Genomic DNA, 18,955 nt, shown 5'->3' with positions numbered 1-18,955 from the left:
CAACAGGGACTTGCAGACGATGGCCGAACACCTCACCGAGCGCCAGAAGAAGTGGTTCGCCTCGGTCCAGGCCAGCCTCGAGCGCGACACCGGCAAGACCCTGGCCGAATGGGTGGCCATCGCCAGGACCTGCCCGGAGACCACGCCCGGCAAGCGCACCGAATGGCTGCGCGAGCACCATGGCCTGGGCGTCAACCGCATCGCCCATATCCTGTCCGAGGCCTTCCCCTCCGACATCAGCTGGGACGATGGCCCGGCCCTGCGCGCCGCCTTGTGGAAGGACCCGGCCTCGACCGCCATCTTTGAGGCCATCGAAGCCAAGGTGAAGGACTATCCCGGCCTCGTCACCGGCCAGCGCAAGGGCTTCTCGGCCTGGTCCAAGGAGTTCCAGTTCGCCTCGGTGCGGCCCGTGAAGGGCGGCAAGGCGCGCCTGGGCCTGGCGGTCCTGCCCGAGGCTGACCCCCGTTTGGAGCCCTATAGGAACGAAGGCTGGTCCGAACGCCTGAAATCGGCCCTGACCCTGTCATCGCCGGACGAGGTCGACAGCATCGCCGACCTGCTGAAACAGGCCTGGGAGCGCTCCTAGCCCTGCCTGAACGGCGAGTACTCCTCGGCCAGCCAGTCCATCTCGCCCTGCACATTGGCCCGTTCCTGGTCGAGGTAGCGGGCGACCGGTTCGCGCAGCATGGGGTCGGCGATCCAGTGGGCGGAATAGACCGGCGAGGGCAGGTAGCCGCGGGCGATCTTGTGCTGGCCCTGGGCGCCGGCCTCGACCCGTTGCAGGCCCAGCCGGATGGCGTGCTCGATGGCCTGGTAGTAGCAGAGCTCGAAATGCAGGAACGGCCGCTCTTCCAGCGCGCCCCAGTTGCGGCCGTAGAGGCAGTCGTCGCCGATCAGGTTGAGCGCCCCGGCAATCCACTGGCCTTCCCGGCGAGCCATGACCAGCAGCACCCGGTCGGCCATCCGCTCGCCGAGCAGCGAGAAGAACCGTCGGTTCAGATAGGGGCTGCCCCATTTGCGCGAGCCGGTGTCCATGTAGAAGGCGAAGAAGGCGTCCCAGTGCTCTTCGGTCAGCTCCGCGCCGGTCAGGGCGACGATCTCGATCCCGGCCTGGGCGTCGCGCCGCTCGCGCCGGATAGTCTTGCGCCGGCCCGAGGAGAGGGCGGCCAGGAAGTCATCGAAGGTGGCGTAGCCGGCGTTGGTCCAGTGGTACTGCTGGTCCTGCCGGGCCAGCAGGCCGGCCGCGGTCAGGAACCGCCAGTCGCGTTCCTCCGGGAAGGTGACGTGCAGGCCGGACGCGCCCAGTTTCTCGGCGACCGTCAGCGCCCCACCGAGGAGCATGTTCCGGCCCTCGACCTGGTCGATGTCCGGCCTCACCAGCAGCCGCGGCCCGGTCACCGGCGAGAAGGGCGAGGCGCACTGGAGCTTGGGATAGTAGCGCCCGCCGGCCCGCTCATAGGCGTCCGCCCAGGACCAGTCGAAGACATACTCTCCCTGGCTGTGGCTCTTCAGGTAGAGCGGCATGACCGCCCCGATCTCGCCCGCCTCGTCTTCGATCGACAGGTGGTGCGGCGCCCAGCCGGTGCGGTCGGTGGCGCAGCCGCTTTCCTCAGCGATATCGAGGAAGTCGTAGGCGACGAAGGGATTGCCCTCGCCGGCGCAGGCGCTCCAGGCGGCCTTCCCGATCTCGGCAATTCGGCGGTGGATACGAACCGCCGGCTTCAAGCTCACGCGCGGAAGCCCTCGAAGATGACGTTGTCGCAGTAGGGCTCCAGCCGCTCGCCGTCCTCCAGGGTCCGCACCGTCCAGGCGATGATCGGCATGCCGCGGCTGCGGAACAGCTCGGCCCGCGGGCAGGGCAGCATCTTCGTATCGAGGGCCAGAAAGTCGGGCCGGGCGATCTCGACATGCTCCAGGTTGGCGAAGCTCTTGCGCATCTCCGGGGCCAGCTTCATCGCCGCCTCGTCGTTCCAGGCATAGCTGTCGAGTCCGCGCAGGATCTGCGGATGATGGTCGGCGAACCAGGCGTGGCTGTAGGGGTTAAAGCCGATGACGCAGGTTGGGCCGTGATGGTCGAGCAGCACCTCGCTGACCCGCTTCTCCAGGGCCCCGACCTCGCCGAACGGGGTCTTCAGCTCGATCTGCACCAGGGCCCGGTTGCCGACCTCGACCAGCGCCTCGGCCAGGGTCGGGATGGTCTCGTCGGTGCCCCCCAGGCGCAGCTCGCGCAGGTCCGCCAGGCTGCGGTCCTTCAGCTTGCCGGGGGCGCCGCACATGCGGTCCAGCGAGTAATCATGGAACACCACGGCCTCGCCATCGGCGGTCAGGTGGACGTCCAGCTCGATGCCATAGCCGGCGGCGCAGGCGGCCTGGAAGGCGCCCAGGCTGTTCTCCGGCGGCCCGTCGGGCGACCACAGGCCGCGGTGCGCGACCGGCGGGTTGAACAACAGCTCCCAGGCCTGGCCGAACGCCTCGGGCGCGGGTCGCGGGTGATGTTTCATGGCGCCAGCTCCACCACCGCATCCACCTCGACGGCGAAGTTGCGCGGCAGGCGATAGACGCCGACCGCCGAGCGGGCGTGCCGACCGGCCTCGCCGAACACCTCGACCATCAGGTCCGAGGCGCCGTTGATGATGGTTGGAATGTCGAAGAAGTCGGGCCCGGCCTGCACGAAGCCGCCGAGCTTGACGATGCGGACCACCTTGTCGAGATCGCCGGTCGCCGCTTTCATCTGGGCGATGAGGTTGATGCCGCATAGGCGGGCCGCCGCGATGGCGTCGGGAACATTGATGTCCTCGCCGACGATGCCGGTGACGCCGCCCGACGCATCCAGCGAAACCTGCCCCGAGATGTGCAGCAGATTGCCCGACCGGACGAAGGGCACGTAGTTGGCGATCGGGGCGACCGGGGCGGGCAGGGTGATGCCGGCGGCTGCCAGGCGGTGTTCGGCGTTGGACATGGCCGATAACTAGCGCCTCAAACCCCGCGCCGGAAACGGAAAAGGCCCGGATCGTCGCCGATCCGGGCCCTCACGTGTTGGTGAAGTACTGGGGGGAGAGGGCTACTTCACCGACTGCAGCTTCTCGACGGTCGCGGTGACGCGTTCGTTGAGCGGCTTCATGCTGTCCTTGACGGCGGCGGCGACGGTTTCACCCATCTTGCCGACTTCGGCCATGTAGAGCTCCATGGCGCTCTTGGCCCAGCTCGTCTGCATTTCCACGGCTTCCTGCACGCTCTTGGCGCCCGACAGGGCCTTGGCGGCGGCGACCTGGTTTTCCACGGCCGTCTTCGAATAGGCCATGTACTGCGCGCCCAGCGACTCGGCGCCCTTGGTGGCGGCGGTCACCGAAGCAACGACGGCTTCGAGGTTCTTCTTGGAGTGGGCGTTCAGCTCGTTCAGGCCGGCGAGGTTCTTCTCAACCTGGTCCTTGAAGGCTTGGTTGCCGGCGGCGGTGAACTGTTCGACGGAGGCTTTGATGGTTTCGGCGGCGGCCATGGAGAGGCTCCTTGAGGGCTTTGGCTGGAATTTGGATCGCCGGGCGTGGGAGGTTTCGGCGCACCGTCGTTTTCTCATGCTGCACTGCAGCAGTCAACGATTTATTGTGCAGTGCACAATGACACTCCTGTGAACGAAAAACGCCGTCATTTCAGGCGCCTGCGGCAAACTCGCTCAAGAGGTGTTTACTTTGGCGTAAGGCGTGGTCGTGCATGTTATGGTGCATGTCGCCGCCGAAGGGGGGTGGCGCAACCCATTGATTCATCGACGGACGCCGCATGTACCAGCCCGCCGCCCGCCGCGTAGTGTTCGCAGCTTTCGCCGCCGCCGCGATGGTTTTCGCGCCGATCGTTAACGGCTTGGCGGTCGCTCAGGTTCCCTACGCCCAGCTTCAGTCGGCCCCGCGGGCCAATCCCGCCGCCCAGCCCAAGTATGCGGCCGTCGTTGTCGACGCCAATTCGGGCGAGGTGCTCTACGCCAAGCGCGCCGACAGCCCGCGCTATCCGGCTTCGATCACCAAGGTGATGACCCTCTATCTGGCCTTCGAGGCGATCAACGAGGGCCGGCTGAAGCCCACCGACCTGATCACCGTCTCGGCCAAGGCCGCCGCCCAGCCGCCGACCAAGCTCGGCCTCACGGCCGGCGACGTGATCACCGTCGATGACGCCATGAAGGCGCTGGCGGTAAAGTCGGCCAACGACATGGCCGTCGCCCTGGCCGAGCATATGGCCAATGGCTCGGAAGCCAAGTTCGCCGCCCTGATGACCCTGCGGGCCCAGGAGCTGGGCATGCTCAACACCCGCTTCGTCAACGCCTCGGGCCTGCCCGACAGCCGTCAGGTCTCCAGCGCCCGCGACATCGCCATCCTGTCGCGCGCCGTGATGCGCGACTATCCGCAGTACTACAGCCTGTTCAACCTGCGCACCTTCACCTACCGGGGCGTCAGCATGAACAATCACAACCGGCTGCTGTTCCGCATGCCGGGCGTGGACGGGCTGAAGACCGGCTACACCAACGCCTCGGGCTACAACCTCGCCGCCTCGGGCGTGCAGAACGGCCGCCGGCTGATCGTCGTCATGCTCGGCGGCACCTCCAACGCCGCCCGTGACAACCATGTGCAGGAACTCTTGACCACCGGCTTCGACGTCCTGCGCCGCCGCGACGCCGGCGAGCGGATCATGGTCGCCCAGAGCCTGTTCGAGCCGCCGCCGCCGCCCGCGCCGCTGCAGTACGACACCGCCCAGGGCGACACAGACATGCCCCGCGCCTACTTCACCGCCGGCCCCGACGCCGGTCCGGTCGAGGTGGTCAAGAGCATGAAGGCCATCCCCGATCCGGCCGTGAAGAAGGTCTCCACGGCCAAGAAGGCCCCGCCGCCCAAGAAGCCGAAGGGCCAGTGGGTCGTCCAGGCCGGCGCTTTCAAGAGCAAGGACCAGGCGAAGACCCAGATGGGCGCCATCAAGAAGCGCTTCAGCAAGGTCCTCGACGACGCCGAGGGTGACATCGGCGGCAAGGTCGGCGGCTTCTTCCGGGTGCGCTTCACTGGCCTGACCGCCGAGGACGCCCGCGCCGCCTGCAAGGCGCTCAGCGCCAAGAAGCAGACCTGCATGGTCGTCGCCCCGGGCCGTTGATCTGGCGCCCGCGACAAAGGGCTCCTGAATCCGGCCGCCAATTGGTGCATTATCCTCCCAGGGGACAGGGCAGGGGGCCCTGGCCCGCAGCGGGTACGCCTTGCCGGACGATCAGTCGCCTTCGAAGCCGATGACGGGCGCCTTTCCACAGGCCACCGGCGCGATGGCCGAGCGCCTGCGCCGGTTCGACTGGTCGGCTACGTCCCTTGGCCCGATGGACCAGTGGCGCCAGAGCCTGCGCACCGCTGTCACCCTGATGCTCAATGCCCGCCAGCCCATGTTCCTGCTGTGGGGGCCTGAGCGGACCTACCTCTATAACGACGCCTATTCGCGCATCCTCGGCCTGCGAGACGCCAACGCCATGGGCCAGCCGGTCGCCAGGGTATGGCCGGAAATCTATGACGACGCCCGCCAGCTGATCGATCCAGCCTACATCGGCCAGCCGACCTGGGCCGAGAACGTGCGGCGGGTGGTCTCGCCCAACGGCTATCCGCAGGAGGGCTGGTACACCCTGTCCTACACGCCGGTGCATGACGAGGACGGCGTGGTGGCGGGCGTGTTCGCCACGGTCACCGAAACCACCGACCATGTCCGCACCCAGCTGCGGCTCAGTTTCCTCCTGCAGCTGTCCGAGCGCCTGAGGGCCACCTCCGACCCGGTGGAGATCACCGCCATCGCCGCCCGCGAACTGGCGCTCCACCTCGGGGTCTCCCGCGCCGGCTATGGCGAGGTCGATGCGGCGGGCGAGACGATGACCGTGCCCAGCGATTGGACCGCCGACGGCGTCGCCAGCCTCGCCGGCCGCGCCTTCCGGCTCGACAACTTCGGGGCCGAGGTGATGGATGAGCTGCGCGCCGGCCAGGCCCTGCGCATCGACGACGCCCAGAGCGATCCGCGCACCCTGCCTTACGCCGAGGCCTATCGCCGGGGCGACATCGCCGCCCAGCTCAGCGTCGGCCTGATCCGCGACGGCCGGTTCAACGCCATCTTCTTCCTGCATTCGACCCACCCGCGGGTCTGGACCGAGACCGAGGCCGCCCTCGTCGAGGACGTCGCCGCCCGCACCTGGTCGGCCCTGACCCGGGCCCGCGCCGAGGCCGCCCTGCACGAGAGCGAGAGCCGTTTCCGGGCCATGGCCGACCAGGCCCCGGCCCCGATCTGGATGACCGGCGCCGCGGGCGACCTGGAGTTCGCCAACCAGGCCTTCGGCGAATACGCCGGCGCGCCCAGCCAGAACCTGCTGGGCAATGTCTGGATCGAGATGCTGCATCCCGACGACCTGGCCGGGGTGCTCGGCGCCCGGGCCTCGGCGCGGCTGCACAACGAGCCCTACAGTTTCGAGGCCCGGTTCAAGCGTTCGGACGGCGCCTGGCGCACCATGCTGGCCAGCGCCAAGCCGCGGATGACCCCCGACGGCGTCTTCCAGGGCTATGTCGGCCTGGCCATCGACCTGACCGAGATGCGGGCCGCCGAGGCGGCCATGCGCGAGAGCGAGGCCCGCTTCCGGCTGCTGGCCGAGAGCGCGCCGGTCATGCTGTGGATGGGCGACGACCAGGGTCGATGCGTCTACCTCAACCGCAGCCTCCGCGACTTCTGGGGCGTGCCGGAGGACCTGGCCGGCTTCACCTGGGCCCAGACGCTGCTGGACGAAGACGCGCCGTCGCTGTTCGAGACCTTCGGCGCCGCCATGGACCGGCAAGCGGCCTTCGAGGTCGAGGCTCGTTATCTTCGCGCCGACGGCCAGATCCGCACCCTGTTCACCCGCGCCGAACCCCGCCACGACGCCGAGGGCCGGTTCATCGGCATGATCGGCGTCAACGTCGACGTCACCGAGGCGCGGCGGGCGCAGCAGCACCAGCAGCTCCTGATCAATGAGCTGAACCACCGGGTGAAGAACACCCTGGCCAGCGTGCAGTCGATCGCCCACCAGACCCTGCGCGCCGGCTCGGCCACCCGCGAGGCCCGCGACCTGCTCACCGCCCGCCTGCTGGCCCTGTCGGCCGCCCACGACGTCCTGACCCGCGAGAGCTGGGAGGGCGCTGACCTCGCCGAGGTGGTGGCCGCCGCCCTGCGCCCCTTCGAGGCCGGCCGTCACGGCGCCGAGGGGCCGCCCCACCGGTTGGGTCCGCGCGCCGCCCTGGCCATGGGCATGGCCCTGCACGAACTGGCCACCAACGCCCTGAAGTACGGCGCTCTGTCGGGAACCGAGGGCCATGTCCACATCGACTGGACGCCGGCCCTGGACGGCGGCCTGACCCTGACCTGGCGGGAGGCGGGCGGCCCGCCGGTCGTCCCGCCGACCCGCGCCGGCTTCGGCAGTCGCCTGCTGCGCCAGGGACTGATGGCGGAACTGGGCGGCGCCGCCGAACTGCGCTTCGAGCCGGACGGCCTGGTCTGCGTCATCCAGGTCAAGGTCCTCGACTAGCAACCTCGACACCGGCCCCGCGTTGCCGCTTTCAGACAGGAGACGAGCATGCCGGCGCAATGGCGAGTTCAGGTGTGGTTGGGCGACGACGACGCCCCCCGGTCCTGCATCCGGGATGAGACGATCACCGCCGACAGCGAGGCCGAGGCCTTGGCCATCGCCGCCCGCCGCGCCGCGGAAGACGCCGGCGGTGAGATGCTGACGGACGGCCAGGAAGAGGTCTTCTCCCGCACGGAGGTGACCACCGGGGCCGTCGAGCACGGCTCGACAGCAGGCGATTCACGAGCCTAGTCTGCCTCGTTGGGGGAGGCGCGCGTTGGGCGATATCTGGAAATTCCTCGGCCACGAGCCGGCCGTCATCGCCGGCCTGGTGCTGCTCGTCGGCGTTGTCCTGCCGGTCACGGTCATCGCCTTCAGGAGCCGACCGAGCGAGCCGCCGGCTCTGCTCCGGGACTGGGGTCAGGCGGCGGCCCTGGCCTGGGGGCTGCTGGGCCTGGGGGGCGTGATCGCCTTCCTGGGTCTGCCCTGGTACGTGATTGCCGGCGCCGTCGTCTGGCTGGCGGCCCTGCTGGCCGTTCCCGGCCAGGTCCGCGGCCGCCGCCTGACGGGCGGCGGCGCGCGCCTCGCCCTGATGGCGCCCAGCCTTGTGCTGGCCCTGATCTGCCTGCCGGCCAGCGTCGCGCTGGCGCACGGCAGCTGGAGCTTCTGGCAATTCGAACGCGAGATGGAGGCCCGGGCGGCGACGCCCGCGGTCGAGACCGGCCAATGGTTCGGCTTTCCGGCCAGCATCGAAAACATCCAGGCCCGGGTCCGCCGCGTGGAGCATGCCGGCCCGTCTCAGGTGTGGATTGTGAACCCTGGTCGCCGGCCGTGCTCCACGCTTGATCTGCCGGACCGGTCCTGGCGGGCCTGTTCAAACAAGGATGGCTTTGTTGAGCGTCTCGTGGTCGAGCCCCGGTCCAGGCCGGCGACGCGGGACCGGCAAGCCGTCAATTTCGGCAATGCCCGCCGACTCCTCTGGGTCATGACCAACGATCCCCACGACGCCGACGCCGCCAAGATCGCCAAGGATGGCAAGGCGACCGTCGAGGGTTACGACGTCGCCGTCGACGAACACGTCTCCCGGACCGGCGCGATCATCGCCACGCCGCAGCTGCAGTTCCAATAGCGGCCTTTCCCCCCGCCGACCCGATGGGCTACTCATCGGCGTCGGGGAACCACGCATGCAACAGATCCTGATCGGCCTTGGCGGCATCCTTCTGATCCTGGGCGTGGCCTTCGCCCTGTCGCGCGGTCGCCGCCGCATCAACCTGCGTATCGTCGGCAGCGCCTTCGCCCTGCAGGCGGCGATCGCCGTCTTCGTCCTCTACCTGCCGGCCGGCCGCGCCGCCATGGCGGCGGCGGCGCACGGGGTGGAGGGCCTGCTTGGCTACAGCAAGGTCGGCATCGAGATGGTGTTCGGTGGCCTGACCCAGGTCAACGGCGTCGCCAGTTTCGCCATCAACATCCTGCCCATCATCGTCTTTTTCTCGGCCCTGGTCTCGATCCTCTACTACCTGGGGATCATGCAGCTGGTGGTGAAGTGGGGTGGCGGGGCCCTGCGCTGGCTGCTTGGCGTCGACAAGGTCGAGGGCCTCTACGCCGCCGCCAACGTGCTGGTCGGCCAGTCGGAGTCGCCGCTGGTCGTGCGCGGCTACCTGCGCAGCCTGACCGACGCCCAGATCTTCGCCCTGATGGTCACCGGCATGGCCGGGGTGGCCGGCTCCATCCTGGCCGCCTATGCCCAGATGGGCGTGCGCATCGAATACCTGCTGGCCGCCGCCTTCATGTCCGCCCCCGGCGGCCTGCTGATGGCCAAGATCATCATGCCCGACGAAAAGGCGCCGCCTCCGGCCGAGGCCGACGAAGAGGTCCAGGCCATCGCCGCCATCACGCCCGCGGAGCACGAGGAAGAGCGCCCGGCCAATATCATCATGGCCGCCTTCAACGGCGCCTCGGACGGCGTTCAGCTGGCCGTCGCGGTCGGCGCCATGCTGATCGTCTTCGTGGCCCTGATCGCCATGGCCAACGGCATCCTCGGCGGCATCGGCGGCCTGTTCGGCTACCCCGACCTCAGCTTCCAGCAGATCCTAGGCTACGTCTTCGCCCCGGTGATGTTCATGCTCAACGTCCCCTGGGGCGAGGCCCAGAAGGCCGGCGAGCTGTTTGGCGAAAAGCTGATCCTCAACGAGTTCGTCGCCTACCTGCACTACAGCGAGGCGAAAGCGACCCTGTCGCCCCACACCCAGGCGGTGGTCACCTTCGCCCTCTGCGGCTTCGCCAACATCAGCTCCATCGCCATCCAGATGGGCGTGCTCGGCGGCCTGATCCCGGAAAAGCGCCCGACCATCGCGCGGCTGGGCCTGCTGGCCGTGCTGGCCGGGTCCCTGGCCAACCTGATGAGCGCGGCGATGGCGGGGCTGTTGCTGGCGGGTTAGGGGAGCAACCCCAGCCGCTTGCCGAGAATCCGGTCCATCGTCCGGCGCGGCATGACCTCGGTCAGCAGCACCTCGAACGGCGTCGGCGACACCACGTACCGCACCTTCGGCTTGGCCGTCGTCAGCGCCTTGTGGATCGCCTCGCCGATGGCTTCCGGCGGCAGGCCGTTCTTGCCCAGGGTCAGCATATAGGCCTTGATCCGGTCGAGCGCCGGGGCGAACACCGTGCCGGCATAGAGGCTGGTGTCGACCTCGTCGGCCTTGTCCCAGATCGGCGTCGCCACCGCGCCAGGCGCGACCACGACCACGTCCACCCCGTGGATCAACATCTCGCGGCGCAGACTCTCCGACAGCCCCTCCAACGCGAACTTCGAGGCGCTGTATGGCCCCATGAACGGCGCGGCGTTGCGCCCGCCGACCGAGCTGATGTTGACGATGCGGCCCTTGGGACCGGTCAGTCCGGCCTCGGCGCCCAGCAGCGGCGCGAAGGCCTGGGTGGCGATGACCACGCCGGTGACGTTGACCTCCAGCTGCTTGCGGAACTCATCGACCGGCAGGTGGAGCAGGGGGCCGGCCACGGCGATCCCAGCATTGTTGACCAGCCCCGCGAGCGTCTGGCCGTTCAGCGCCTTGCGCACCGTATCGGCGGCGGCGTTGGCGCCTTTGGCGTCAGTGACATCGAAGATCAGCGGCGTGAAGCTGTCGCCGAATTCCTGCTTCAGGCGGTCGGCGTCGGCCTGTTTGCGGACGCTGCCGAAGACGTGGAAGCCCTGGGCCGTGAGCACCTTGACGGCGCCCCAGCCGATGCCGGTGGAGACGCCGGTGACGACGACGCTGCGTTTCATGATGCTGCCCCTCAAGTGAACCCTGATCACTCAATTGGGTCAGGCGGGCTCGCATGGCAAGGCCCGGGATCATCCCTCCCCTTTATGGGGAGGGTGGCCCGAAGGGCCGGGTGGGGAAGTCGAATGCCGCCAATCCCTATTTACAGGAGACGCCGCCCACTTCCCCACCCTGATCGCTGCGCGGTCTGTCCCTCCCCATGAAGGGGAGGGAGGAATACCGTCTCTACTCCGCCAACGCCGGCTCTTCGATTTCCGGCGCGCCCGGTTCTCTCGGCTTGGGCGTGTCGATCTCGAACTCGAAGGCGATCTTGCCGTCCTTGAGCACGACCTTGACGTGGCCGCCCTTGGACAGCTTGCCGAACAGGATGTCGTCGGCCAGCGGCTTCTTGATGTGCTCCTGGATGACCCGGGCCAGCGGCCGCGCCCCATAGAGTTCGTCGAAGCCGTTCTTGGCCAGCCAGTCGGCCGCCTCGTCGGTGGTCTCGATGGTGATGTTGCGGTCGGCCAGCTGGGCTTCCAGCTGCAGAACGAACTTCTGCACCACCTGGCGGATGATGTCCTGGGTCAGCGGCTTGAAGGCCACCACGGCGTCCAGACGGTTGCGGAACTCCGGCGTGAACAGGCGCTTGAGCGCCTCTTCCTGCTCGCCGTCGTTGCGCCCGCGGCCGAAGCCGATGGTGTTTTTCTGGGCGTCGGAGGCCCCCGCGTTGGTGGTCATGATCAGGACCACGTTGCGGAAATCGACCTTCTTGCCGTTGCTGTCGGTCAGCGTGCCGTTGTCCATCACCTGCAAGAGGATGTTGTAGACGTCCTGGTGCGCCTTCTCGATCTCGTCGAGCAGGACCACGGCATGCGGATGCTGGTCGACCGCGTCGGTCAGCTGGCCGCCCTGATCGTAGCCGACATAGCCGGGAGGAGCCCCGATCAGCCGGCTGACGGTGTGGCGTTCCATGTACTCCGACATGTCGAAACGCAGGAGTTCGATCCCCAGTGTCGAGGCCAGCTGCCGGGCGGCTTCGGTCTTGCCGACGCCGGTCGGGCCGCTGAACAGGTAGCTGCCGATCGGCTTGTTGCCGTCGCGCAGGCCGGCCCGGGCCATCTTCATGGCCGAACTGAGCTGCTTGATCGCTTCTTCCTGGCCGAACACCGCTCGCGTCAGATCCGTTTCCAGCTCCTTCAGCGCCTCGGTATCCGTCTTCGACACCGACTTCGGCGGAATGCGGGCGATCTTGGCGACGACGGCCTCGATCTCCTTCACCCCGATGGTCTTCTTGCGCTTGCCCTCGGGCAGCAGCATCTGGCCGGCGCCGGCTTCGTCGATGACGTCGATCGCCTTGTCCGGCAGCTTGCGGTCGGTGATGTACTTGGCCGACAGGTCCACCGCCGTCTTGATGGCCTCGTTGGTGTACTTCAGCTTGTGGAATTCCTCGTAGTAGACCTTCAGGCCCTTGAGGATCTTGATGGTGTCGTCGATCGTCGGCTCGTTGACGTCGATCTTCTGGAAGCGCCGGACCAGGGCCCGATCCTTCTCGAAGTGCTGACGGAACTCCTTGTAGGTCGTCGAGCCCATGCAGCGCAGGGTGCCCGAGGCCAGGGCGGGTTTCAGAAGGTTGGAGGCGTCCATCGCCCCGCCGCTGGTCGCGCCGGCGCCGATCACCGTATGGATCTCGTCGACGAACAGGATGGCGTTGGGGTGGTTCTCCAGCTCCTTGATGACCTGCTTGATCCGCTCCTCGAAGTCGCCGCGATAGCGTGTGCCGGCCAGCAGCGCGCCCATGTCGAGCGAGAAGATGGTGGCGCCTTCCAGCACCTCCGGCACTTCGTGGTTGATGATCTTGCGGGCCAGGCCCTCGGCGATGGCCGTCTTGCCGACGCCCGGATCGCCGACCAGCAGCGGGTTGTTCTTGGTCCGCCGGCAGAGAATCTGGATGCAGCGGTCGACCTCGGCCAGCCGCCCGATCAGCGGGTCGACCTTGCCCTGCCGCGCCTTCTCGTTGAGGTCGACGCAATAGGCCTCGAGGGCCTCGCCGCCGGTCTTGGCGTTCGGCTTGCCGCCTTCCTCTTCGTCGGTGGCGCCCTTGACGGTCTTGGGCTCGGAAGCCCCGGCCTTCTTGGCGATGCCGTGGGCGATGTAGTTGACCGCGTCGTACCGCGTCATGTCCTGCTCCTGCAGGAAGTAGGCGGCATGGCTCTCGCGCTCGCTGAACACGGCGACCAGCACATTGGCCCCGGTCACGTCATCGCGGCCGGAGGATTGCACATGGATCACCGCGCGCTGGATGACGCGCTGGAAGCCGGCGGTCGGCTTGGCCTCCTCGCCGTCATCGACGATGAGGGCGCGGAGTTCGGTGTCGATGTAGTTGACCAGGGTCTTCTTCAGCTCGGCCAGATCGACATCGCAGGCCTTCATCACCCCGGCGGCGTCCTCGTCGTCGGCGAGGCTGAGCAGGAGGTGCTCCAGGGTGGCGTATTCGTGCTTACGCTGGTTGGCGTAGGCGACCGCGCGGTGGAGGGTTTCTTCGAGATTGCGCGAAAACGAGGGCAAATGGGGCTCCTCTAATCCTTTTCCATGGTGCACTGCAGCGGGTGCTGATGCCGTCTGGCTGCGTCGATCACCTGAGCGACCTTCGTCTCGGCGACTTCGTAGGTGAAGACGCCGCAAACCCCGACACCGTTCTGGTGCACGTGAAGCATGATCCTGGTCGCATCTTCGCGCGATTTGTTGAAAAAACGCTCAAGCACGTAAACCACGAATTCCATCGGGGTGTAGTCGTCGTTTAGAATCAGGACGCGATACAGCGAGGGCTTGGCGGTCTTGGCCTTGGTCTGTGTGACCACCGCCGTTCCCGAGCCGCCCTGGCCTGCTCCGCCTGACTTCCGTTCAGCCATACCGACCTTCGACACTCCTCGGGCGACCGCGACGCGACCGCCATTGTTGATGATTAGATATGGAAACATCGGCCGTTTGAAAGGGGCCAGATGCGACCTGCGACGCTTTGGGAGAGCGTGTGACCTAACCGCGCACCCAACGCACCCAGGCGCCGTGCGGATGCACGTCGGCGAGGTGAAGGCTGCGTCCGTCCGGCCATATGGTAAGCCGCACGGCCATTGGGAAGCCCTCCCGCGAAGGATCGGGCTCCATGCTCAGGTGGGCGAGCGGCGCGGTGCGGGTGGCTTTGGCGGCTGCGGCGGCGATGGCTTCGCCCACGGCGTTTTGAGTGCAGTGCGGCATGGATTGGCGCGTGACCGGGGGAAACAGCGCCGTCGCGATCGTTTCGAAGCGGAGAGATTCGCCGCCATGCGCATCGACGGACCCATCGCTTCTACAGCGCGGCGTTCTCCGCAATGTACTCGTCAAACTGCAGCGCATAGTCCGCCGGGATCGGAAACATCTCCTTGAACAGCGAACCGGTCCGGGGAAGGTCGATCTCCGCCCAGGTTTCCGTGATCGACAGCGCCAGCTTGAAGGCCTCCGAGTCTACGAAGCGAGAGGTCTGCGTCAGCATCCATTTGCAGTGATATCGCAGGTACCGGACGTTCGCCGGCCGGAGTTGCAGGGGGTTCTTCGGATCCGCCATCTGCTCCAGCGCCGACGCGCAGGCGTAATAGGCCGGCGCCATCCGCTCGAGACGGACGTTCAAGTCCGCAAACAGGATGTTGGCCAGCAAGGGCGCATCCGGGGACGGCCCGTCCTCGGTTGGCGGCTCAAACCGGCGCGACAGTCCGTCGAGCGCGTCCTGATAGCGCTGCTCGGCCCGAACGGCCACGGCAGCCGGTAGCCAGTCGATTGACCGCAGAGCTACCAGCATATTCCTCAACCAGCGGATCATGGCGCCACGCCCCTCACTCCTTCGCCACCTTCAGCGCCCGCCCGGTCACGAGCGCCCCCTTGCCGAACTTCTCCGCCAGCCGGTCCATCGCCGTCTCATGCTTCAGCGCCCGCGTCTCGTCCCCCGCGAAGAAGTCCTCCCCCGACGCCCCGGCGATCTCGAAATCCGACAGCCCCGCGCCGATCAGCCGGTACAGCGTCCCGTCCGTCTCCGCTGCCAGCAGCTCGCGCACCGCGTTGAACAGCGTCCGCGCCGTCTGCGTCGGGGCCGGCAGGGTGCGCCGCCGGGTGATGATCTTGAAGTCGGTCTTGCGCAGTTTCAGTACCGCCACCCGGCCGGTGATGCCCTCCTTGCGCAGCTGCCGCGCCACCTTCTCGCACAAGGGCCAGAGGATGTTCTCCAGGGTCTCGCGGTCCGAATAGTCCTCGTTGAAGGTGGTCTCGGCGCTGATCGTCTTGCGGCCCTGGCCGGGATTGACCAACCGGGCGTCCTGGCCGTGGGCCAGCTTATGCAGGCTCATCCCATGGCTGCCGAACTGTTCGGCCAGCTCCTTGAGCTCGGCCCGCGCCAGGTCGCCAACCGTGCGATAGCCGGCCTTCTCCAGGGTGGCGGCGAACACCGGCCCGACACCGGGCAGGATGCTGGCCGGCTTGGGCGCCAGCACCGAGGCCGCCTCCGAGCCCAGCACCGAAAAGCCGCGCGGCTTGTCGAGCTCCGAGGCGACCTTGGCCAGGAACTTGTTGGGCGCCAGGCCGATGGAGACGGTCAGCCCGACCTCCGCCTCGATCCGCGCCTGCAGCCGCGCCAGGGTCAGGGCCGGCGGCATGCCGTGCAGCCGCTCGGTGCCCGACAGGTCGATCCAGCACTCGTCCAGCGACAGGGTCTGCACCAGGGGCGTCAGGTCCCGGATCATGGCCATGATCCGCTTGCTCTCGTGGACGTACTTGGCGAAGTCGGGCTTGAGGATCGTCGCCTGCGGGCACAGCTTGCGGGCCCTGAACATCGGCATCGCGGACCGCACCCCGCTCATCCGGGCGATGTAGCAGCAGGTCGTCACCACCCCCCGCACCCCACCGCCGACGATCAGCGGTACATCCCGCAACTCCGGCCGATCGCGCTTCTCCACCGAGGCGTAGAAGGCGTCGCAGTCCATGTGGGCGATGCTGAGACTGGCCAGTTCCGCGTGCGCCACCATGCGCGGCGAGCCGCAGGCCGGACAGCGGCGCGGCGCCTCGTTCCCGGTCCAGAAGCAGTCGCGGCAGAAGGCCTTCACACTCGTTCGCCTGGCTGTGTCGATCTTGCCATGGGCGGCGCGGCCGACCATCGTGGCCTTCAGTATCGAGGATTGGCGGGCGATATCCCAAAGCTTTTGGCGGCGGACAATTTCATATGACCGTGCAGGAACAGATCGCGGGCTACATCGCCAGCCAACCCGAGCCGAAACGCGGCGACCTGCAGTCGTTGCATGACCTCATTCTGCAAGCGATGCCGGGATGCAGGCTGTGGTTCCTGGACGGCAAGAACGATGAGGGTAAGGTCGTCTCCAACCCCAATATCGGATACGGGTTCCAGACCATAAAATACGCCGACGGCAAGACGAGAGACTTCTATCAGATTGGCGTCAGCGCGAACACGGCCGGCATCTCGGTCTATATTATGGGCATCGAAGACAAGGCATATTTGAGGGCGGCCTATGGCGAGAGGCTCGGCAAGGCCAGCGTCACCGGCTACTGCATCAAGTTCAAAGGCCTGAAAGACATCGACCTGGATACCTTGCGGGAAGCCGTTCGCGATGGGGCAGGGCTGAAGTAGGCGTCGTCTCAGTCCAGCGGCCAGAGCCAGGCCGCGCCGCGAACACCCGAGGAATCCCCGTGCGCCGCCTTGCGGATCGGCGTCTCGAAGGTGTCCGAGAACACATGATGCGCGATCAGGGCCGGCAGCCGCTCGTACAGCTCGTCGATGTTCGACATGCCGCCGCCGAGCACGATGACGTCCGGATCGAGGATATCGCAGACCACGGCCAGGCCGCGCGCCAGGCGGTCGATATAGCGGTCCAGCACGCCGCGAGCGATCGGCTCGCCCAGCCGCGCCTGGTTGACGATATGGGCGCCGTCGAGGGGGTGGCCTGCGCTCTTGGCGAAATCCTCCAGAAAGGCGCTGCCGCTGATCCAGGTTTCAAGACAGCCCACGCGGCCGCACCAACAGCTGTGGGCGCCGGCTTCCTCCGCCGTCGGCCAGGGCAGGGGCGTGTGGCCGAACTCGCCCGAGAAGCCCGAGGCCCCCGGCCAGTCGGCGCCGCCCAGCCACAGCCCGCCGCCGCAACCGGTGCCGATGATCACCCCGAACGCCGCCTTGGCCCCTACAGCCGCCCCGTCCGCCGCCTCGGAGATGATCAGGCAGTCGGCGTCGTTGCGCAGGCGCACCGGGCGGCCCAGGGCCCGTTCCATGTCGGCCGCCAGCCGCCGGTCGTTGAGCCAGTAGCTGTTGGCGTTGCGGATCAGCCCGGTCCGCGGCGAGATCGAGCCCGGGATGCCGATCCCGACCCGTTCGAACCGTTGCCCGACCTCCTGCTCGACCGCCTCGACCACCTGGCGGGTGACCTCCAGCGAGGCCTCGTAGACGCGGGGATTGGGCAGGCGGATGCGGGAGACGAAGCGGCCTTCGCCGTCGAGGGCCGCCGCCTCGATCTTGGTGCCGCCGAAGTCCACGCCGATCCTGAGCATGTGGCGATATCGCCCCGCCGGCGGCCCTCACGCAAGGCTTGCCTGACGGTGCGGCAGTGCTTCTAGATCGCCGCAAACACCCAGTGGAGATACGCCGATGGCCCAGGGGCCCCTGTCCGGTCTGAAGATCGTCGAGTTCGCCGGAATCGGTCCGGGCCCCTTCTGCGGCATGCTGCTGTCGGACCTCGGGGCCGACGTGGTGCGCATCGACCGCAAGGGCGCCGGCCGCGGCTCGCCGTCCGATATCACCGGCCGTGGCCGGCGTTCGGTGGCCCTGGACCTCAAGAACCCCGAGGCCATCGAGACCTGCCTGAAGCTGATGGAAGAGGCCGACGGCATCATCGAAGGCTTCCGGCCCGGGGTCATGGAGCGCCTCGGCCTCGGCCCCGACGTAGCCCTGAAGCGCAATCCCAAGCTGGTCTACGGCCGCATGACCGGCTGGGGCCAGTTCGGCCCGTACGCCAAGGCGGCCGGCCACGACATGAACTACATCGCCATCACCGGCGCCCTGCACGCCATCGGCACGGACGACAAGCCGATCCCGCCGCTCAACCTGGTCGGCGACTTCGGCGGCGGCGCCCTCTACCTGGCCTTCGGCCTGCTGGCCGGGGTCATCCATGCCCGCGCCACCGGGGAGGGCCAGGTCATCGACTGCGCCATGAGCGACGGCGCGGCCTCGCTGATGGCCATGTTCTACGGCTTTAAGGCCGCCGGCATCTGGCAGGAGAAGCGCCGCTCCAACCTGCTCGACGGCGGCGCCCACTTCTACGACACCTACCAGTGCGCCGACGGCAAATGGATCTCGATCGGCTCCATCGAGCCGCAGTTCTACGCCCTGCTGCTGGAGAAGACCGGCATCACCGACCCGGCCTTCCAGGCCCAGATGGACCGCGACGCCTGGCCGGAGCTCACAGAAAAGCTGGCGGAGGTCCTCAAGACCAAGACCCAGGCCGAGTGGTGCGCCATCATGGACGCCACCGACATCTGCTTCGCCCCCATCCTCGACCTCGACGAGGCCCCGAAGCATCCGCACAACGTCGCCCGCGAAACCTTCGTCACCCTGGGCGGCGTCGTCCAGCCGGCCCCGGCCCCGCGATTCTCCGCCACGCCCGGCCAGATCCAGGGGCCGCCACCCAAGATTGGGGCCGACAACGAGGCCGCCCTCCGCGACTGGGGATTCTCCGCGGAGGCCATCAAGCAGTTGCAGGACTCGGGCGCGCTCTAAACCCGTCCACCGATCATCCTCGCGAAGGCGAGGATCCATGCATGGCCGGCGCCGCCAAAGGCGTTTCCGGCCTAGCCGCCTCGGCCAGCGCGTATCTCAACCCACGCATGGATCCTCGCCTACGCGAGGATGGTCGGGGCGAGGGGACGAGCACGCGCCAACATTTCACCCACGCAAGATTCCTGACGTCGAACCGCCTCGTTCCATTCAGCCCCGGTTCAGCCACCGGTTTGTAATTTGGCATCGTGACTGGAGGCGCCGCGCTCTCCCGTCCCTCGAAAGCGGCGCCAAAGGGCATACAGG

The 18,955-nt window shown here is 67.7% G+C and carries 19 protein-coding genes; 8 read left to right on the top strand and 11 right to left on the bottom strand.

The genetic code is table 11. The annotated features are described in order from the left end of the window. The first annotated feature begins 19 nt into the window (after positions 1–19). Positions 20–586, top strand: a complete 567-nt coding sequence (locus tag AC1RSK_RS13435) for a DUF4287 domain-containing protein (protein WP_492908058.1) — start codon at positions 20–22, stop codon at positions 584–586. Here AC1RSK_RS13435 and AC1RSK_RS13430 read toward each other — a convergent pair. From AC1RSK_RS13430 to AC1RSK_RS13415, 4 genes are all read right to left on the bottom strand, one after another. Next, the gene (locus AC1RSK_RS13430; protein WP_492908057.1) at positions 583–1,731 is read right to left on the bottom strand and encodes a GNAT family N-acetyltransferase; all 1,149 of its coding nucleotides are present in this window, start codon (positions 1,729–1,731) and stop codon (positions 583–585) included. The genes AC1RSK_RS13435 and AC1RSK_RS13430 overlap by 4 nt on opposite strands. Continuing rightward, positions 1,728–2,501 carry a glycerophosphodiester phosphodiesterase gene (locus tag AC1RSK_RS13425; RefSeq protein ID WP_492908056.1) on the bottom strand — a complete coding sequence of 258 codons (774 nt, stop codon included), beginning with the start codon at positions 2,499–2,501 and terminating at the stop codon, positions 1,728–1,730. The genes AC1RSK_RS13430 and AC1RSK_RS13425 overlap by 4 nt, the downstream gene beginning before the upstream one ends. After that, complete coding sequence (locus AC1RSK_RS13420; protein ID WP_492908055.1) at positions 2,498–2,959, bottom strand: RidA family protein; 462 nt, start codon at positions 2,957–2,959, stop codon at positions 2,498–2,500. The genes AC1RSK_RS13425 and AC1RSK_RS13420 overlap by 4 nt, the downstream gene beginning before the upstream one ends. Before the next feature lie 102 nt (positions 2,960–3,061). Then, on the bottom strand, positions 3,062–3,496 hold the full coding sequence (locus tag AC1RSK_RS13415; RefSeq protein ID WP_492908054.1) for a phasin family protein: 435 nt from the start codon (positions 3,494–3,496) through the stop codon (positions 3,062–3,064). 278 nt (positions 3,497–3,774) lie between these two features. On the opposite strand from AC1RSK_RS13415, the gene AC1RSK_RS13410 reads away from it, so the two are divergent. From AC1RSK_RS13410 to AC1RSK_RS13390, 5 genes are all read left to right on the top strand, one after another. Further along, positions 3,775–5,127, top strand: coding sequence for a D-alanyl-D-alanine carboxypeptidase (locus tag AC1RSK_RS13410; RefSeq protein WP_492908053.1), 1,353 nt, complete (start codon positions 3,775–3,777; stop codon positions 5,125–5,127). Positions 5,128–5,257: 130 nt separating this feature from the next. Beyond that, positions 5,258–7,552 carry a PAS domain S-box protein gene (locus tag AC1RSK_RS13405; protein WP_492908052.1) on the top strand — a complete coding sequence of 765 codons (2,295 nt, stop codon included), beginning with the start codon at positions 5,258–5,260 and terminating at the stop codon, positions 7,550–7,552. Between the two features lie 48 nt (positions 7,553–7,600). Beyond that, on the top strand, positions 7,601–7,843 hold the full coding sequence (locus AC1RSK_RS13400) for a hypothetical protein (RefSeq protein WP_492908051.1): 243 nt from the start codon (positions 7,601–7,603) through the stop codon (positions 7,841–7,843). A 25-nt stretch (positions 7,844–7,868) separates the two neighbouring features. Then, positions 7,869–8,720 carry a hypothetical protein gene (locus AC1RSK_RS13395; RefSeq protein ID WP_492908050.1) on the top strand — a complete coding sequence of 284 codons (852 nt, stop codon included), beginning with the start codon at positions 7,869–7,871 and terminating at the stop codon, positions 8,718–8,720. A 55-nt stretch (positions 8,721–8,775) separates the two neighbouring features. After that, positions 8,776–10,029, top strand: a complete 1,254-nt coding sequence (locus tag AC1RSK_RS13390) for a NupC/NupG family nucleoside CNT transporter (RefSeq protein WP_492908049.1) — start codon at positions 8,776–8,778, stop codon at positions 10,027–10,029. On the opposite strand, the gene AC1RSK_RS13385 is transcribed toward AC1RSK_RS13390, so the two are convergent. From AC1RSK_RS13385 to AC1RSK_RS13360, 6 genes are all read right to left on the bottom strand, one after another. Continuing rightward, on the bottom strand, positions 10,026–10,874 hold the full coding sequence (locus tag AC1RSK_RS13385) for an SDR family NAD(P)-dependent oxidoreductase (protein ID WP_492908048.1): 849 nt from the start codon (positions 10,872–10,874) through the stop codon (positions 10,026–10,028). The genes AC1RSK_RS13390 and AC1RSK_RS13385 overlap by 4 nt on opposite strands. 223 nt (positions 10,875–11,097) lie before the next feature. Beyond that, positions 11,098–13,419, bottom strand: coding sequence for an ATP-dependent Clp protease ATP-binding subunit ClpA (gene clpA / locus AC1RSK_RS13380; protein ID WP_492908047.1), 2,322 nt, complete (start codon positions 13,417–13,419; stop codon positions 11,098–11,100). Positions 13,420–13,430: 11 nt separating this feature from the next. Beyond that, on the bottom strand, positions 13,431–13,763 hold the full coding sequence (gene clpS / locus AC1RSK_RS13375) for an ATP-dependent Clp protease adapter ClpS (RefSeq protein WP_492908046.1): 333 nt from the start codon (positions 13,761–13,763) through the stop codon (positions 13,431–13,433). Between the two features lie 124 nt (positions 13,764–13,887). Then, positions 13,888–14,244: a DUF2332 family protein gene (locus tag AC1RSK_RS13370; protein ID WP_492908045.1), complete on the bottom strand. Its 357-nt coding sequence runs from the start codon at positions 14,242–14,244 to the stop codon at positions 13,888–13,890. Further along, positions 14,198–14,704 (bottom strand): hypothetical protein, encoded by a 507-nt coding sequence (locus AC1RSK_RS13365; RefSeq protein WP_492908044.1) that lies wholly within the window; start codon positions 14,702–14,704, stop codon positions 14,198–14,200. Before AC1RSK_RS13365 ends, AC1RSK_RS13370 begins: the two co-directional genes overlap by 47 nt. Positions 14,705–14,717: 13 nt before the next feature. Further along, a complete protein-coding gene (locus AC1RSK_RS13360; RefSeq protein WP_492908127.1) occupies positions 14,718–15,977 on the bottom strand; it encodes a DNA polymerase IV in 1,260 nt (419 codons plus the stop codon). Positions 15,978–16,093: 116 nt separating this feature from the next. Between AC1RSK_RS13360 and AC1RSK_RS13355 the strand changes: the two genes are divergently transcribed. After that, positions 16,094–16,516, top strand: coding sequence for a DUF1801 domain-containing protein (locus AC1RSK_RS13355; RefSeq protein WP_492908043.1), 423 nt, complete (start codon positions 16,094–16,096; stop codon positions 16,514–16,516). Between the two features lie 8 nt (positions 16,517–16,524). On the opposite strand, the gene AC1RSK_RS13350 is transcribed toward AC1RSK_RS13355, so the two are convergent. Then, entirely contained in the window at positions 16,525–17,427 is a 903-nt protein-coding gene (locus AC1RSK_RS13350) for an ROK family protein (protein WP_492908042.1), read from the bottom strand. A gap of 97 nt (positions 17,428–17,524) precedes the next feature. On the opposite strand from AC1RSK_RS13350, the gene AC1RSK_RS13345 reads away from it, so the two are divergent. Continuing rightward, positions 17,525–18,652: a CaiB/BaiF CoA transferase family protein gene (locus AC1RSK_RS13345; protein WP_492908041.1), complete on the top strand. Its 1,128-nt coding sequence runs from the start codon at positions 17,525–17,527 to the stop codon at positions 18,650–18,652. Positions 18,653–18,955 lie beyond the last annotated feature (303 nt).

It is taken from the genome of Caulobacter sp. GW821-FHT11A05, from assembly GCF_058809015.1.
Note: the sequence above shows the minus strand (reverse complement) of the source record. Positions and strands in the feature narration are given on the sequence as shown.